The 15,859-nt window shown below is 50.3% G+C and carries 14 protein-coding genes; 4 read left to right on the top strand and 10 right to left on the bottom strand.

Translation table 11 applies throughout. The features are described from left to right. Positions 1–10: 10 nt before the first annotated feature. Genes BM123_RS02830 through BM123_RS02810 form a run of 5 tightly spaced genes read right to left on the bottom strand, consistent with a single transcriptional unit; the run spans position 11 to position 3,449 of the window. Positions 11–1,081 carry a beta-ketoacyl synthase N-terminal-like domain-containing protein gene (locus tag BM123_RS02830; RefSeq protein ID WP_090165302.1) on the bottom strand — a complete coding sequence of 357 codons (1,071 nt, stop codon included), beginning with the start codon at positions 1,079–1,081 and terminating at the stop codon, positions 11–13. Then, a complete protein-coding gene (locus BM123_RS02825; protein ID WP_090165301.1) occupies positions 1,078–1,551 on the bottom strand; it encodes an acyl-CoA thioesterase in 474 nt (157 codons plus the stop codon). Before BM123_RS02825 ends, BM123_RS02830 begins: the two co-directional genes overlap by 4 nt. Continuing rightward, on the bottom strand, positions 1,548–2,324 hold the full coding sequence (locus tag BM123_RS02820) for a hypothetical protein (protein ID WP_139211735.1): 777 nt from the start codon (positions 2,322–2,324) through the stop codon (positions 1,548–1,550). The genes BM123_RS02825 and BM123_RS02820 overlap by 4 nt, the downstream gene beginning before the upstream one ends. A gap of 39 nt (positions 2,325–2,363) precedes the next feature. After that, positions 2,364–2,963 carry an RNA polymerase sigma factor gene (locus BM123_RS02815; RefSeq protein WP_090165299.1) on the bottom strand — a complete coding sequence of 200 codons (600 nt, stop codon included), beginning with the start codon at positions 2,961–2,963 and terminating at the stop codon, positions 2,364–2,366. Positions 2,964–2,975: 12 nt separating this feature from the next. Next, a complete protein-coding gene (locus tag BM123_RS02810) occupies positions 2,976–3,449 on the bottom strand; it encodes a hypothetical protein (protein ID WP_090165298.1) in 474 nt (157 codons plus the stop codon). Positions 3,450–3,670: 221 nt separating this feature from the next. Between BM123_RS02810 and BM123_RS02805 the strand changes: the two genes are divergently transcribed. Together BM123_RS02805 and BM123_RS02800 are read left to right on the top strand one after the other, a co-directional pair. Continuing rightward, complete coding sequence (locus tag BM123_RS02805; RefSeq protein ID WP_090165297.1) at positions 3,671–4,912, top strand: arginase family protein; 1,242 nt, start codon at positions 3,671–3,673, stop codon at positions 4,910–4,912. 266 nt (positions 4,913–5,178) lie between these two features. After that, positions 5,179–5,787 carry a hypothetical protein gene (locus BM123_RS02800; protein ID WP_139211734.1) on the top strand — a complete coding sequence of 203 codons (609 nt, stop codon included), beginning with the start codon at positions 5,179–5,181 and terminating at the stop codon, positions 5,785–5,787. A 168-nt stretch (positions 5,788–5,955) separates the two neighbouring features. On the opposite strand, the gene BM123_RS02795 is transcribed toward BM123_RS02800, so the two are convergent. From BM123_RS02795 to BM123_RS02775, 5 genes are all read right to left on the bottom strand, one after another. Then, positions 5,956–7,446 carry a PSP1 domain-containing protein gene (locus BM123_RS02795; RefSeq protein WP_090165295.1) on the bottom strand — a complete coding sequence of 497 codons (1,491 nt, stop codon included), beginning with the start codon at positions 7,444–7,446 and terminating at the stop codon, positions 5,956–5,958. Positions 7,447–7,504: 58 nt separating this feature from the next. After that, positions 7,505–8,647, bottom strand: a complete 1,143-nt coding sequence (locus tag BM123_RS02790) for a DNA polymerase III subunit (protein WP_090165294.1) — start codon at positions 8,645–8,647, stop codon at positions 7,505–7,507. A 382-nt stretch (positions 8,648–9,029) separates the two neighbouring features. Then, on the bottom strand, positions 9,030–10,979 hold the full coding sequence (locus tag BM123_RS02785; protein WP_090165293.1) for a SulP family inorganic anion transporter: 1,950 nt from the start codon (positions 10,977–10,979) through the stop codon (positions 9,030–9,032). Positions 10,980–11,333: 354 nt separating this feature from the next. Continuing rightward, on the bottom strand, positions 11,334–13,100 hold the full coding sequence (locus BM123_RS02780) for an ABC transporter ATP-binding protein (RefSeq protein ID WP_090165292.1): 1,767 nt from the start codon (positions 13,098–13,100) through the stop codon (positions 11,334–11,336). A 189-nt stretch (positions 13,101–13,289) separates the two neighbouring features. Beyond that, entirely contained in the window at positions 13,290–13,916 is a 627-nt protein-coding gene (locus BM123_RS02775; protein ID WP_090165291.1) for a 50S ribosomal protein L25, read from the bottom strand. A gap of 330 nt (positions 13,917–14,246) precedes the next feature. On the opposite strand from BM123_RS02775, the gene BM123_RS02770 reads away from it, so the two are divergent. Together BM123_RS02770 and BM123_RS02765 are read left to right on the top strand one after the other, a co-directional pair. Continuing rightward, complete coding sequence (locus BM123_RS02770) at positions 14,247–14,594, top strand: c-type cytochrome (protein ID WP_090165290.1); 348 nt, start codon at positions 14,247–14,249, stop codon at positions 14,592–14,594. 5 nt (positions 14,595–14,599) lie between these two features. After that, complete coding sequence (locus BM123_RS02765) at positions 14,600–15,730, top strand: anhydro-N-acetylmuramic acid kinase (RefSeq protein ID WP_090165289.1); 1,131 nt, start codon at positions 14,600–14,602, stop codon at positions 15,728–15,730. The last annotated feature ends 129 nt before the right edge of the window (positions 15,731–15,859 follow it).

Genomic DNA, 15,859 nt, shown 5'->3' with positions numbered 1-15,859 from the left:
CGGTTCTGCTTTATGCTTTGGTAAGATGGATGGCCGCATTCCCCCCACCGAAGCCAACGGAGAGGTTAAGAGCTGAACGTAAGGGGCGTTTTTGCACCTTACGGGAAACGTTAATGATTGCACTGGTGCCAGGCTTCTTAAAACCGCAAGAAGAAAGAATCGTGTCTTCTTGCAGGCATTTGGCCGTAACAACTGTTTCCAATACTCCACAAGCGCCAAGGGTATGTCCTATTTGCCCCTTTATGCTAAATAAAGGAATAGTAGCCATTCCACTACGAGCAATGGCCTCACTCTCCATATTATCATTGAGTAAGGTAGCCGTACCATGCCCACAAATAAAATCAGGAATCTCCGTTCCGCAGCTACGGCGGATACAGTCACTCAAACCAGCACCATCAGGTTTAGGCCGGGAAATATGAAAGCCATCATTAGAAGTCGCCTCTCCGGTCAGGTAAATCTCACCAGGTTTTGGTGATCGCCATTCTAAAAAAATGGTCGCTGCAGCTGTCGCCAGATTTATACCCTTACGGTCCGCATCATATGGCCGGCAAATTTCAGGAGAGACTGCATTGATTCGATTAAACCCATTGAGAACAAAATCTGATGCAAGATCACAACCCGTTACGGCAACATGCGTATACTGACCCGACTTCATCATCCGTACTGCCAGTACAATACCTGCAAGGCTACTCGTACAAGCAGTACTGATACAGGTGGGGGTATTTATCAGCTTCAAATCATCAGCAATGCTTTTAGCACTGTCTGCCAGGCTGTAAGCACCTTTATGACCTAACCCTGTGATGTTCCCTTTTGCAGAACAAAGTATCCAGCTGGTAGCAGAACGAGTCCAATCCCACCCCATCGGAGGGCTTTTAAGCGTACTCCTTGTAAGGTCCACAAACTCCGGATCCGAAAAGATTCCTTCCTGAAAAATTCGCCCAACGGGGCAGGCATATCCACCGGCTACTTTTTCTTTTCGTAAGCCGATATACCCTGCTAAAAGGGACTGCCAGTTTGCCTCCGTTGAGTCCCCGAAAGAACTTACCAGTCCATGACCAGTTATGACAGCTGCCTTTTTCATATCATTGACTTTGCCTGGGCCAGCCAACCTGCGTGCCAGTCCGGAAGGCTGGGTAGCGTCCGGCCAGTATCAATATCTTGTAAGGCTTGCTCCGTTTTACCCCGACAATAAATGATTTTCCCATCAAGAGAAGTAAGCTTATAGCTAAAGCAAATCTTAGCCTGAGGCTTTTCAACATATTCCGTAAGTACAAGAAACCTATCTCCATATTTCAGTGAACGGCGGTAGTTCATCTCAACGTGAATAATAGGAGCTCTTAGTCCCCTGTCTATAAGGCTTTGATAACTGATCCCGAATTTCTTTCCAAAGGCCTCACGACCTACTTCCAGGTAGTTGACATAGTTACCATGCCAAACAATTTGATAGCTATCTACCTCGCAAAACCGAACGGAAAGAATTGTTTCGTGGTAGATTTTTCCCGCTGAAGGGGCTGGACTCGTAACTGAGCTTTGAGGAACTACGCGCATCATGGGGTCTTCGTTTTAGCTTCGGTTCGCTTTGAACGGCAGTACTTGTTGACTAAATAATTCACATCAAACTCACCCCAATGGGGAACAATAGGAAAGATCCCTTCCGGGAAGCTCTGCTTTTCCTTTACAAAGGCCTCCTTCGACAAGGAAAGGAATTGGCAGGATTTTTCACGACTCCCCCCCACCTGTGGAGGAATATTGAGGTAATGTTGACCAAGTACCGCTAAAATCCGAGGGTTATCAGGGTTCATCTTGTAGCCCTTACTCAAGTAGCGTTCTGCTTGTGCACTCGCCTCCATTCCCCTTCCCATAAAGTCTACTCTGAGACGACCATATTGTATTAATGCACGAATGACCAATATTTCTTCTTCATCGATTCCGCCGATTTGTTCCGCCTTATATAAAGCGAGTTCACTTCGATCACACCATTTATCAATATTGTCCAGGTCATCTTCTTTGAAAGACATGGTCGAAAGAGAAAATGCCAGATAATACTGAGGAAGTGCTTCATCCTGCTCTACCCGAGCTACTCGCTCTAATGTACCGATTAATTGCTGGAGGTCTTCATACGCTATAAATGAATCTAGCTTGCCCACATTCTCTGCCATAATCTGATAATAGGGGTTATGGACGTCCCATTCAATAGACACAGAGGTCTCTTCACTGTCGTTCACATTAGCCGGTTGCGCTAAGGAGCAAGTGAAAAAGCTCAGGCAAATCGACAGGGTGAAAAAAGAGCGAATATTTCCGATATAGGAATAAGGATATTTCATTGGATGAAATTTTAAACTTTTAAAAGTAGATCAAGACCATTAAGCCTGCGGCATGTCTTTCTGGCACCAGCCAGGACAGAGGTCGTTTAATTCTTGACCGAAGTATTTTTGAAGGCTCGTTTTAGCACGGGCTCGGGCACGAGAGAGCTTGGTCCTGATGTGACTGGGAGTACAGTCCAGGAAGATCGCAATTTCACGGATATCTCTTTGCTGGAAATAATGCAAGTCAAGTAGTATTGCATCAGCCTTCGGTAAAGCACGAACCGCGTCGCGTATTGAGGCGGCGTCCAGTTGATTCATTTTCTGATCAAGAGAACCGCTTCTGGGTAAGGTTTTACCGTAGCGTTGGCGGTTTTCCTCACGGCGCTTCTGACGACTTAAGTAGTCAAGAGCCACCGTACGAACAATCGTAAACAGCCAGGTCCCAAAACTCGCCTCTCCCCGATAATGAGATCGTTTTTCATAAGCCTTTATAAAGGCCTTTTGCTTGATTTCGTCTAGGGTGATCGAGCAAGAAGTATATCGATTCAAAATAGCCGAAACCTGGGAGTCATACTTACTGACGAGCTCAGGAAAATCCAGCTTAATCATATCGTTTCGATAGTTAGCTCCATTTTTATTTGTCTGATAAGTGGACATAGTGGCAATGATTTAAAAGGTAGTAGGAATTCGACTGTCGGTAATGCCCGAAAAGGACATTTTTGCGGAGAGGCCCAAAGAAAGCATAAACCGCAGGCGGCCACCTTTCTCCTCGATAGGATAAAGGCCTTGCTTTATGCTTGACTCTGCGGGCAAGCCACAGGCCTGAATCAACTCTTCTGGGAAAGCGACATCTTCTTCAATCCGAAAAAGACCATTTTTAAATTGTTTGTTGTAAGTACAAGTCCTTATATCTCTCCGCCGAAACTCCAGCTGCACTTTGCCATTTCTTGGCGTGTAAGACAAAAAAGCCTGTACAGTACAAGCTTTACACCGATGCGCTCTTAAGGTATTCATCGTACCCGCTAATTCAACATTACAAATCCCCATACCTTCGCAATCACGTCGCTTAGGGTTGCCAAATTCGATGTTCACAAATTTGCCTATTGGTCGATGGATATCATTAAAAGGTAGAATTCTTGACATTTTCGTTTTGATTGGTGACACAACAAAGATGAGCCGGGAAATTGCCTTCTGTGAGGACGAACAGTCAACAATCAAGCCCTCTATATATCAATTAAAAATTTAGCAAAGTTTTCACAAAACACTATATAACAACAACTTAAGAATTAAACAACACGCCAAAAACAGCCTAATCATTCAATTAGCACCCCCTAAATTTGAGACATCAACAAATCAACTATTAGATGTCACTAGACTCCCTGCACTACCGCACTGCTCGCTGCCTTAACGTTATTCCTCGTGGAGAGAACTATGAAATAACCCATGAGCTGAATGGCCGCAAGTTCGTTTTGCCCCGGCTAGCTTATCAGTTGTTAACTCACCTAAAAGAACCTACAACAATTGAAGAGTTACTTGACCGTACATCAACCTCATTTCCTTCAAAAGAGGTGCAGACAATGCTTAATCGATTACGTAAAGGAGGAGTGATCGTAGCAACGGGTGATGATGAGACCTATCACCGGCGGTTGCCGAATAAAACCTTAATGGGTATTCCTGCTTACCACGACTCCGCTCCTGAAGATCTGCAGAATCGTCGTCTTGTTTTACTGGGCGTCCCCTTTGGAAGTGGCAATAAACTGGATGGAGCTTGTGCTAAATTTCCCGCAAAAATTCGTTGGTTTACCCAATCATATCTCTCTTCACTACATGCTCGAAATCACCAACTTGACTTTCGGGGCTTTGGTGCAGACAATAGTTTTTTTACTTCTCTGCGCGAATGGCTGGCAAGTAACAGATTAACCGATGGCGGAGACCTGGTCTTACAACCCAACGAATATCCCTCCTCCGTTTACGCCAAAGTTGAACGGCTTACGGAAGAAATAAATGGAAAAGGCAACGTCCCCATTATGCTCGGCGGAGACCACAGCTTAACTTTTCCCGCCATTGCCGGCGTTGCCCGGCAACATGAAGCCATCCAGATCATCCAGTTTGATGCTCACACCGACACTTACGTCAATCGGGTAGCCGAACTTTACGCAGGCAGCGGCAAGGCCCCCCATCATCACGGTAATTTCCTGAGCAATGCCCTAAAGTCTACTAAAATCGCCAAGGTCTGGCAATTTGGTATTCGAGGTCCGTTCACCATGACACCACCGAAAGATGCTCGCTGCAAAATCGTCTATGCCCACGAAATTCCGGACTTCCTGCAAAGTAATAGTGTTCAACAGCTCGACCCGGACCTACCGACCTATCTGACTTTTGACATCGACTTCTTCGACCCCACCGTAGCCCCCGGCACCGCAACGCCGGTCATCGATGGCCCGGGCTATCGAACCGGACTGGACTTACTGGCCACCGTACTGGACCGGGTCAACGTCGTTGGCGCAGACCTGATGGAGGTCAACCCCGATCGCGACCGGGACGACCAGACCATTCAGGTAGCCGTCAGTACGCTGCTTCGGTTGATTAATGGGATTAAGATGTAACCTATACCTGTAGAGCAGAGCGCTTCTTCACTCCAAAAGCGATCAGGCGCGGACGCAGGTGCAAGAAAAGTCTTTAGAGGAGCAATGCTCAGCAACGATAATCGATTAACTTGCAGTTGATTGATACACCAAGACAACTCCTTATTAAGATGACAAGATCGTTTTTTTTACTCCTGGCAAGCTGTTTTCCAATTTTACTTACGGGTCAAAGCTCACCGCGCAAGCCTGATCCCAATAAGTGCTACGTCCGTACAGTAACCCTGGATGTGTATGAGACTGAAGTCGAAGAATACCTCACTTATTCGGAAGAAGAAGCAGCCTTGTATCCACATAAACTTAAAAGAGTAGTAACAAAACCCGAGATAAGTCAATGGGAATCAACAAGGTATGATGGATGTGAGAGTCCCGACCCTAATGATTGCCAAGTTCTGTGTTACAGAACTTACCCCGCCGAATACACAACCATCTACCGACCTAAAGACAAATCGCTAGGCAAGCCTTTTTATAAGGAGGTAACCCGTTCCCTTTTAATAGAGAAGGGCGGTTTAACCAGCTACAAAGAACTTGACTGCAAGTTCACCAGCTACCAGCCTTTAGGCCCATTAGATTTTAGCACAGAGGGGGAGTTTCATCCTGAAGAGGAGCACACTCTTCAAGAAATAATATACCTGCTAGACCGCAATCCCAGTTTTAGAATAGAGCTTCAGTTTCGTTACACGGGGGAATTACCGGAAAGCGAAGCAGAAAAAATAGAAGCCTACCTTATTGAAGAAGGGGCAAAGCAAGGAAATTTGATAGTCCAATACTTACCGGACGACCAGCTCACTTTAGATGAGCTAGAAATATACTGGAGAGTCGCCAATATGGACCTCTGATAAAGAGCCAATTCCACCGGGGGCTTGCCACCACCAGTATAATTCATGGTCACAAAACGCGTAGCGTTTACATCTGGCCCCTCTCCGTCGAGCCATTGGCGAGACGTGCCGGAGAGGGGTTGGGGAGAGGTAGCCAAAGAGACAAAACCCAGGTTGAAGCCCCTACCCCTAGTCCCCCTTCGGAGCATCCCCTCCCCTCTTCTTCCGGCGGGGCGTCCGCTTTTTACGTCCGCTACTGCTACTTCCACCTTTCCCGCCTTCGCCGGTGGGTTTAGGAGTAGAAGGTTTATTGGCGGGTTTATCCCCACCCCCACTACTGGCCTTCGGGCCAGCAGAAGCATTTTCACCTCTCTTCTTATTCCGGTTATTCGACCGGCCCCGCCGCCGCTTACTGCTGCGGGAGCCTTCTTTCGTCTCTCCGCCAGCGGCAGGCTTGTCACCAGTGTTGCTTGTCTTGGCTTCTCCGGTTTTTGCCCTGCTGTCTCCGGAGGCGGGCTTCCGCCCGGAGCCAGAGGAGCGCCCCTTAGCGTTAGTCCCTGACTTTTTCTTCCGCCGCTTCTTCCGCCGCTTCTCGGCGGGTAGTTCAATGGCTCCGGTCACGTCCTCGTAGCCGAAGACATCGTCCTTTTCTTCTACCACCAACTGGTTACTTTGCAGGTCAATGGGCTTATCCCCGGCTTTATTCATCGCCAGAATTTCGTGCACCTTAGCTACGGGAATCGGGTACAGCAGGCCCCTGTTTTCCTTGTAGGTGTAGTACATGATTCCTTTGAAGATATCCGTCTTGATCAGGATCGCCAGACCGGCTTCGGTACGGAGTTTGTCCGCCTTCTTCGGAAAGACTTCCAGCGCCTCCATATAAGTATCCAACTCGTAGTTGAGGCAACACTTCAGGCGGCCGCACTGGCCGGACAGCTTAGCCTGGTTGATGGCAATGTTCTGGTAGCGGGCTGCCGCAGTATTGACCGAAGAAAAATCACTCAGCCAGGTAGAACAGCAAAGCTCCCGGCCACAACTGCCAATACCGCCCAGGCGGGCGGATTCCTGGCGAGGGCCAATCTGCCGCATCTCAATCTTGATCCGAAACTGGTGGGAAAACTGACGGACAAGCTCCCGAAAATCAACCCGCTCATCACAGGTGTAGTAGATGGTTGCTTTTTTACCGTCACCCTGAAATTCCACATCCGTGATCTTCATCTTAGAGTGGTTAGAGCGGGCAATGGCCCGTGCCTTCACCAGGGTAGAACGCTCCATGTCACGCACTTCAGCCAGTCGCTCCATATCACGGGTATTGGCGCGCCGAATGATGGACTCGGTAACCTTCTCTTCCCGCACCTTTTTCTTTTTCATCTGCAGGCGAACGAGCTCACCACTCAGGGTAATCCGGCCTACGTTATAGCCATTCTTCGTTTCTACCGCTACATTGTCTCCCGTAAAAACCTCCAGTTCCGAAGGAGCATAGTAGAAGTCTTTAGAAGCTCCGTTTTTGAAGCTCACCTCCACGATACTCGCAGCGTAGGGATCGTCGATCCCCAGGTCGGAGAGCCAGTCGTAGGTACTCCGTTGATTACAGGAACTTGTATTACAGGCGCCCTTGCTACCGCAGCCTTTCGGCGTGCCGTCTTCGTTGGTTCCTGATCCGCAGGATTTGCATCCCATGTGTAGTTAATTTTGGCGGGCGGGTAAGTGACGGATCACTCAAAGCCTCGCATTATGATTACGCCGTTCGGAGGTTTTGGCCTCTCGGTTGGCGGAGTATTTGGTGAATGCGGATGCCGGCGTCGAGAAACAGAATCTTTGGATTCGCGTTTCGCTCCACGTTTTCGGTGCATTCGCTGATGATATGGGTGATGCCCGCCAACTGATCAAGATTGACCAACGGCAGCAGTTTTTTAGCACTATTGAGCTCATCCGCCGGCAGGCGAATATTGCCATCTTCATCACCATTGACGCTGAGCAGTAAAAACTCACGCCAGAAGTGAAGCGCATAGCGCAGAAAGTGTTTTTGATTTTCTCGGCCGAGCTTCGCAAACTCGTCCGTCCAGGCCGTCAGACCGGCGGCGCTACCCTGAAAGCAGAGTCGCATCCACTTCAGAAAACGTGGCCCGTGGCTAACGGATTCGTTTTCGGCCATGGCAGTAGCCAGGTTGAAATTGCCGTCCGCCAGCCTGGCGGCAGCCCCCGCCCGGTCAGCGGGTATGCCCCGTGCCTCCAGCGCAGCCGAAATCTCCGCTCCGGCAGGAGGGCCGAGCTTCGTCAATTGACAGCGACTGAGGATGGTATTGAGGATTAGCTCCAGCCTTTCGGCTACCAGCAAGAAGATGGTGTTCTCCGGTGGCTCTTCGATCATTTTCAACAGGCGGTTACCTTCATTACCGAGGTACTCCGGCAACCAGATGAGCATGATTTTGTAGCGCCCCTCAAAAATTTTCAGGTTGAGCTTTCGCACAATGTTGGCACAAGACTCCCGGGTAATATTGCCCTGTTTGTTTTCTGCTCCGATTCGTTGCAGCCAGTCATTAGCCTCCTGATATGGGGTCTCTTTCAGCGCTTCGCGCCATTGCGGGAGGAAGGGATCGCTGGTCATCCGCGCCCCAACGGTAGGGAAAGCGAAGTGCAGGTCCGGGTGTACATAGCCCGCCGTTTTCCGGCAGGCCCGGCAGTTACCACAGGCCGTGTCCCCCTGCTCTCCGCTACGGTTTTCACACAAGAGCAGGGTGGCAATCGCCAGCGCGGCGGCCAGGCCGCCCGCCCCGGGAGGGCTCAACAACAGATTAGCGTGCGGCAAGCGATCAGCAGCGGCCATTTGCCGTAACTGTCGAAGCCCCGCAGGCTGATGTAAGAGTTGGGTGAACTGCATGCTTTACTGGTCTGAACAACAGAGTTCAGGGCCGTAGCAACAGCACGATACCGATAGGCACCGAGGGAAGCGCAGCAGCTTTAACCAAAGGCTGCACCTCACCAAAACCTTGCTTTTCTAAAAACGCTGCTTTGCACCTGCGGCCGCGCCCACCATAAGGCAGCAGCAACCAAACGCATAAAAAGGTGCCCGCGGAGCGGTCAGAAAAGCAAAAAGTATATATATCTACCCTTCCCAAAGAAGGGATCAATTTATCGGATGGCCCGAAGGCCGCTACCGGAACCGGACGCTGACACGAACCTGATTCCATAAAGCAAACGCTCTCTGTTTTGATTGCGTATGCTCTCCCCCAAAGGTAATGCGAAAATGGGAAATCCCCGACTTACATCTCGTCAATGTTATCGCCAACTCTGGGCGGCTGTTGAACTTGCTCGTCGGACACTTTACGGAGCTCTCCACGTTCCAGCCGGTCACTCAGCCAGCTGCGGCATTCCTTAAAGGTGTCAAAGACGTATTTTTCTTCCACCAAGCCGGGAATAAGGTTGATCCGCTCCATCATACTCCTGATCTGGGGGTTCATGCCCGTAAAGACGACCGCTTTGCCCTGGCTCTGCAGGTCAAGAATAGCATCTTCCATGGCGTAGAGCCCCGACTGGTCAATGTAGGGCACTCTCCCCAGGCGAATGACAAGCACCTGCAAGTCCGGCAAACGCTGAATAATGCCCTGAAAGGAAGACACGAAGCCAAAAAAGAGTGGCCCGTCAAGGTGCTTAATGTAGACCTGATCGCCTACGCGCTTAATGAGATCCCCTTCGTCCGCCCAGGGCTTTTCGTGAGAGAAGTCGGTCAGGGTTTGTGAACTTGCGCCGCTTTCAACGGTATCAGCTGACTTTTTCATAAACAGCATCGCCGCCAGGACCATACCAATGGCCACTGCTTCGAGGAGGCCAACAAAGACCGTTAACAGTAGCACGAGCAGCATAACCGCCGCGTCTCCGCGGGGAACTGCATTCAGGTGGCGAAAGCCTTTATAATCGATGATGCCAATGCCGACGGTGATCAAGATCCCGGCCAGCACCCCGTTGGGGATAAATTGTACGATGCCGCTGAGGCCCAGGAGCACCGCCAGCAAAAAGACCCCGGCGACGATGCCGGAAATTTTCGTTTTCCCGCCTGACTGGGCGTTAATCACCGTCCGCATGGTTGCCCCTGCCCCCGGCAGACCGGCAATGAAAGCCGCTCCCATATTGCCGATACCCTGCCCGATGAGTTCCTGATTGGGGTCGTGTCGGGTTTTAGTGATGTTATCAGCCACCACCGAAGTCAGCAGGGAATCAATTGCTCCGAGTGCCGCCAGTGTGAAGGCAAACTTGAAGATCAGCATCAAGGTGCTGGTATCCGCAAACTGCCCGAAGAAATCAAAGTAAAAGGGGGGTAGCCCTTTTTGAACCTCCCCGATTACGGGAATATCTCCTGCGGGAATGAAGAAGAAAGCAATGAGGGTAAACAGTATGAGCGCCACCAGGCTGGAGGGCACCGCTTTCGTTATTCGCTTGAAGCCATAAATGACTATAATCGTACCAATAGCCAGCAAAAAGTTGAGCCAGTTGATGCCGTTGGTCTGGAAAGGCCGCAGGATATTCTTGAGTGTACCTACCGTACCACTGGCTTCCCGCTTGGCCTGTTTACGGGCTTCTTCGCGAATTTGTTCGGGCGTTATGGCTTTGAAGGCCGCCTGGGTGGCGGTGATGACTTCCCCGTCCATCACTCCCTTCAGGGTACCATTTTGCTCCTCTTCCCGAATGATGCCTTCCAGAATTTGCTCTTCGGCGTGAATCATTCGCGATTCCACGAGCGCTTCGTCATTGGTTGGGTTATAGCCCAGCAAGGGGAAAAGCTGCGTAATTACAATGATGACCCCGATACCGCTCATGAAGCCGGAGACAACGGGATAAGGGATGTATTTGATGTATTTACCCAACTTGATGATGCCGAAGATCATCTCGATCAGCCCGGCCAGGAAGAAGGTCGCCAGAATGAGGGGCAGCGCATCAGTAACGGACTCCGCACCGGTTTCCACGATAGCGTTGGCGATAATGGCACTGGAGACAACCGTCATCGGCGCGGTTGGCCCGGATACCTGGGTCGGGGTGCCGCCAAAGAGCGCGGCCAGGATCGCAATGGCGATGGCGCCATAAAGTCCGGCCATAGGTCCAAGCGCCGTTTGAGCGCCGAAGGCCAGAGCCAGGGGCAGGGCGACGATGCCGGCCGTCAGGCCACCAAAGAAATCACCCCGAAGGTTAGAGAAGTCTAATTTGAAAACATCAGTCATGCAGTAAGGATTGGGCTAGCGTGGGTAAAATACAGAGGAGATCGGGGTTCATTGTTCACTATCTCTATACCGCAAAATAAGCAAGCCTGGTGAGTTGTTCTGCAAGGTGTATAATTTTCCGCTAAAGGAGAGGACGTGGCGCGGACGCAGGATGCAGGGTTGGGTAAAAAGAGCCAGGTAAGGGGCAATAGGTCGAGGGGGTGCTTTGTCGTACTAAATTAATGCCGTGTAAGCTAAGTTTGTACATATTCTTATTGAGCCCTCGGTGCGTACCGAGGGACTCTTAAAGCAACGAAGAATTTAGATTGCCGTGTAAGTTAAGTTGAATAAGGCTTTTACACCAAGCATACCACTCTACTCCGCCATTTCCAGAAACTGCATCTCGTACAACTCCCGGTAGCGGCCATTTTCCAGCTCTACCAATTCATCGTGTGGGCCAAGCTCTTTGATCTCCCCCTTCTCCAGTACCATGATATTGTTTGCATTACGGATAGTACTCAGGCGATGGGCGATGATGACGCTCGTCCGACGGTCAATTAATTTTTCAATGGCGTGTTGAATAACGCCCTCTGTTTCAGGGTCTACGCTGGAGGTAGCCTCATCAAGAATCAAGATATCGGGATCAAAGACCAATGCCCGGACAAACGAAATCAGTTGGCGCTGACCCATGCTCAGGGTCGCTCCGCGCTCCTGAACGTCGTAGTCATATCCTCCGGGCAGTTTCTCGATAAACTCATGCGCACCGATCATCTTTGAAGCAGCCACGACTTGCTCCCGGGTAATCTCCGGGTCCCGCAGGCTGATGTTGTCCATCACCGTCCCCGTAAACAGAAATACATCCTGTAGGACCATCGCCATTCGGCTACGAAGAGCATACAGGTCATATTCCCGGATGTCTTTCCCGTCAATTTTGATCTGTCCTTCCTGAAATTCGTAGAAGCGATTAATGACGTTTGTGATGGTCGTTTTCCCGGACCCCGTACTCCCCACAATAGCCAGCGTTTCTCCGGCATGGAGATTAAAGCTAAGGTCTCGCAGGATCCAATCGTTAGCGACGTAAGCGAAGTGTACGTTCTGGAATTCGACTTCTCCTTCCAGCTTTTCCGGAGCGTAGGTGCCGGTATTCTTAATAATGTCCGTCCGGTCTACTACAGCGAAAACGCGTTCAGCGGCCACCAGCCCCATCTGCAGGGTGTTAAACTTATCGGCCAGGACCCGAATTGGGCGGAAGAGCATATTCAGGTAAATCGGGAAGGCCACCAGCGCGCCCAGAGTGACGCCTCCCAGCTGGGCGACGTCCCGTGCTCCCCACCAAACCATCAGGGCTAAAGACACGGCGGCAATGATGTCCACTACCGGAAAGAAAATGGCGTAATACAGAATGGCATCAATGTTTGCTTTTCGGTATTCCCGATTGATGCCCGCAAAGGTTTCCCGCTCCTGCTCTTCGGCGTTGAATACCTGAACGATGCGCATCCCCGTGATCCGCTCCTGCAGAAAAGCGTTCATCTTCTGAATCTGCGTCCGAACCCGCTGATAAGACTTTTTCACCGCTTCCTTGAAGATATAACTCGCCAGGATGAGGAAGGGCATTGTTGTCAGACAGATAAGCGTAAGCCGCCAACTGGTGGTTACCATAACCGCCAATACGGCGAAAATGGACAGCAGGTCGGCCATAATAGTGATGACTCCTTCGGTAAATATGCTGTTGATGGACTGAATGTCGTTAATCGTCCGGGTAGTGGAAGTCCCGATTGGCGTCTTATCGAAGTAGCTTAGCCGAAGGCTGTTGATGTGGCTAAAAACCCGGACTCTGAAATCCCGGATGATGGATTGCCCCAGCCAGTTCGAGCTGTAGATGAAGGCGTAACGGCAAATAGCCTCCAGAACAATGAGGCCGAAAACGACAGCCGTCCAGAAAGTCATACCATCTACATCTCCGGTAAAGACAAACTCGTCAACAATTTTCTGAACGATACGGGGCCGGGCAATAGCCAGGGGGGCTAATAAAATGGCCAATAAAACCGCAAAAAAGGCGATTTTCTTATACGGCTTAGCCAGCGCGAGAACGCGCCACAGCAGCTGCAGGTCGAATTTTTTCTTTGGGTCTTGTTGGGCCATTCGTGGAGGTAACAATGTTTAGGTGCCGGGGGTTCTAACAATAGACTTGTTGCGAGTTCTCTTTTCGAGCGCAGCGGAAGGGTGAACTCGCAACAAGGTCTAACAAAAAATCCTTCGGCACGCCAGGCGTACCGAAGGATTTTCATTGGCTAGAGTGATAGCTAGCGCGAAAAAACAGATAACTGAATATTATTCAGCAGCTCCTTCTTCGCCTTCAGCGGCACCTCCTGCTTCAGCGGCTTTCGCTTCAGCAGTAGCTGCAGAACGAAGAGCACGCGGTACTTCAACGGAAGCGATCGGCTGACCGGGAGGGTTCATGATTTCAACACCTTCGATTTCCTTGATGTCACGAACACGGATGGCACTGCCAAGTTCGAGTTTGCTGATGTCAAGAACGAGTTTGTCTACGAGGTTAGCTGGAGTCGTCTTGATTTTCACCCGACGAACCGCTACCTGCAGCTTACCGCCACTGCGAACGCCAGGGCTGGTACCTTCGAAGGTAACGGGTACCTGTACTTTGACGGGGTGGTCTTCTTTAAGAGCCAAAAAGTCAATGTGACGCAGATCATCCGTTACCGGGTGAAACTGGTAATCTTTAACGATAGCCTTATAGGTCTTTCCACCTATTGACAGTTCCGCCAGCTTAAACTCCGGAGAGTAAATCAGGCTGCGAACAGAAAGTGGCTTAATGGTAAAGTGAACGGGGTCACCAGCGCCATAGAGAACGGCTGGAACGGAACCTTCACGGCGGGTAGCCTTGCTGTGCTTCTTACCCAGGTTTTCGCGGACTTCACCGCTAACTTGTACGGACTGCATATCTTTATTCTTTGAGCGGCTTTGCGCTTACGGCCCGCAAAGATAAGACTTTTTACTAAGAGAGAAAGAAGTTGGTGCTTTTTTCTTTTGCTAAGCACCTGGCAATAAGAAACTAAGCCTGCATTCAGGCTCCTCTTGTACTTCTTCCGGCGGCCTCACATATAAAGACAAATTCCAGATTACTGGCCACCGTAGAACATGCTTCAGATAGAAGACCTTTATACACAGACATAACTATTGACTATAGTATATTTACCGCTATGGGCTCATCTTCGTTTCCTCAACCAGGGAAAATCATGAGAATGAGTCCGGTACCAAAAAACCATAAACATGCAAAAGTTCACCATCCTATTTGTTCTGGCTCTCATCGCACTCGCTTGTGGTGGCGGAGAAGACATTCCTGCAGAATCTTCAACTACGCCCGATAAGCCGGTGGCAAAAGAGATTAACGCGAAAAAAATCTGGAAAGTCCGCTGTATTGCTTGTCATGGCCTTTACGGAGACATGGGCACAAATGGGGCCGCTAATCTTCAGGAGAGCACCAAAGACCTTGACTACCGGATCAACATTATTAAGAATGGCAGCGAAAATGGCATTATGACTGCCTTTGGTGAAATTCTTAATGACGACGAGATCAAAGCCATGGCCGAGTATACCATGGACCTGAAGAAAGACTAACTTCGTTGGGCCAACAGGATCACCTGGTTCTCGGCATTATGTCGGGTAGTTCTCTTGATGGACTGGACTTTGCCATTTGCCGGTTCCGGTTGGCAGAAGGGGGTCCTTTTGCGGTTGCAGAATGGGAAATTTTGGCGGCGGAGACTGATCCTTATCCGCCAACCTGGAAGGCTCGGTTGCGCTCCGCGCCTGCTCTTCCTGGTCGGGAGCTGTGGCGGCTGCATGCTGATTACGGTCGTTGGACCGGCCGCCGGGCAGCGGCCTTTCTCGCTAAGTACCCAGCGCTGGAACCCGAGTTAGCAGGTAGTCATGGTCATACCATTTTCCACGATCCCGCCCGGGGGTTCACTACTCAGATCGGAGATGGTGCTTTTATTGCTCAAATACTTGGCCTGAAGACCGTTACGGAGTTTCGCAGCGGAGACCTGGCCGCCGAAGGCCAGGGCGCGCCCCTGGCTCCCGTAGCGGACAAGTACCTCTTTCCGCAGTATGATGCTTTTTTGAATCTCGGCGGAATTGCTAATCTAAGCCTCAAGACTCCCCAGGGAGAATATCTGGCGGGAGACATCAGCGGCTGCTGCCAGGTACTGGATCGGTTAGCAGCCCGGGCGGGGCTGGCCTACGATGATGAGGGGAAGCTGGCCGCCGGGGGCTCCCTTGCACCTGCGCTTGCGCAAAAACTGGACGCGCTGCCCTTTCACGATCTTCCCTATCCTAAATCACTCGGTAATGCCTGGGTACGGGAAAGCCTTTGGCCACTCATTGATGAGATGGGGCTGCCGGCTGCTGACGCCCTCCATTCCTTTACCTTATGGCTCGCCGAAAAAATAGCCAAAGACCTGGAAAGAGCAGATACTGACTGTTCTGCCAAAACGACTGCTTCCACCACCAAACAAGTGCTGATAAGCGGTGGTGGGGCCAGAAATACTTTCCTGGTCGACCAACTCCGGGCAACTCAAAAAGAAGAGAATCCACGATTTAATTTCCTGGTCGCAGATCGAACAACCGGAGACTTTAAAGAAGCCGCCCTTATGGCTTTATGTGCTTTATTGCGAACCAAAGGACAAACGAATTCTCTTTCTTCTGCAACGGGGGCTAAGCGAGACTCTGTGAATGGAGCCCTATATTTACCGTAGTTTTTACGCAAACCATTTCGTCAACGAAAACCTCCCTTTCCCAACAAAACAGCATCGCTTCATAACCCAATGAAGCAGTACTGCTTTCCCGTTGCATATCGGACGAAATTTGCGCGTTCTCTATCTACA

This window comes from Neolewinella agarilytica, assembly GCF_900110645.1.
GTDB classification, from domain to species: Bacteria; Bacteroidota; Bacteroidia; order Chitinophagales; family Saprospiraceae; genus Neolewinella; species Neolewinella agarilytica.
Note: the sequence above shows the minus strand (reverse complement) of the source record. Positions and strands in the feature narration are given on the sequence as shown.

Bases quoted from the DNA above. Each gene is read 5' to 3' on its own strand.
- BM123_RS02785 (WP_090165293.1), bottom strand. From the start codon at position 10,979: ATGACTGATGTTTTCAAATTAGACTTCTCTAACCTTCGGGGTGATTTC.
- BM123_RS02770 (WP_090165290.1), top strand. From the start codon at position 14,247: ATGCAAAAGTTCACCATCCTATTTGTTCTGGCTCTCATCGCACTCGCT.
- BM123_RS02795 (WP_090165295.1), bottom strand. From the start codon at position 7,446: ATGGGATGCAAATCCTGCGGATCAGGAACCAACGAAGACGGCACGCCG.
- BM123_RS02780 (WP_090165292.1), bottom strand. From the start codon at position 13,100: ATGGCCCAACAAGACCCAAAGAAAAAATTCGACCTGCAGCTGCTGTGG.
- BM123_RS02790 (WP_090165294.1), bottom strand. From the start codon at position 8,647: ATGCAGTTCACCCAACTCTTACATCAGCCTGCGGGGCTTCGACAGTTA.
- BM123_RS02820 (WP_139211735.1), bottom strand. From the start codon at position 2,324: ATGAAATATCCTTATTCCTATATCGGAAATATTCGCTCTTTTTTCACC.
- BM123_RS02830 (WP_090165302.1), bottom strand. From the start codon at position 1,081: ATGAAAAAGGCAGCTGTCATAACTGGTCATGGACTGGTAAGTTCTTTC.
- BM123_RS02775 (WP_090165291.1), bottom strand. From the start codon at position 13,916: ATGCAGTCCGTACAAGTTAGCGGTGAAGTCCGCGAAAACCTGGGTAAG.
- BM123_RS02815 (WP_090165299.1), bottom strand. From the start codon at position 2,963: ATGTCCACTTATCAGACAAATAAAAATGGAGCTAACTATCGAAACGAT.
- BM123_RS02825 (WP_090165301.1), bottom strand. From the start codon at position 1,551: ATGATGCGCGTAGTTCCTCAAAGCTCAGTTACGAGTCCAGCCCCTTCA.
- BM123_RS02805 (WP_090165297.1), top strand. From the start codon at position 3,671: ATGTCACTAGACTCCCTGCACTACCGCACTGCTCGCTGCCTTAACGTT.
- BM123_RS02810 (WP_090165298.1), bottom strand. From the start codon at position 3,449: ATGTCAAGAATTCTACCTTTTAATGATATCCATCGACCAATAGGCAAA.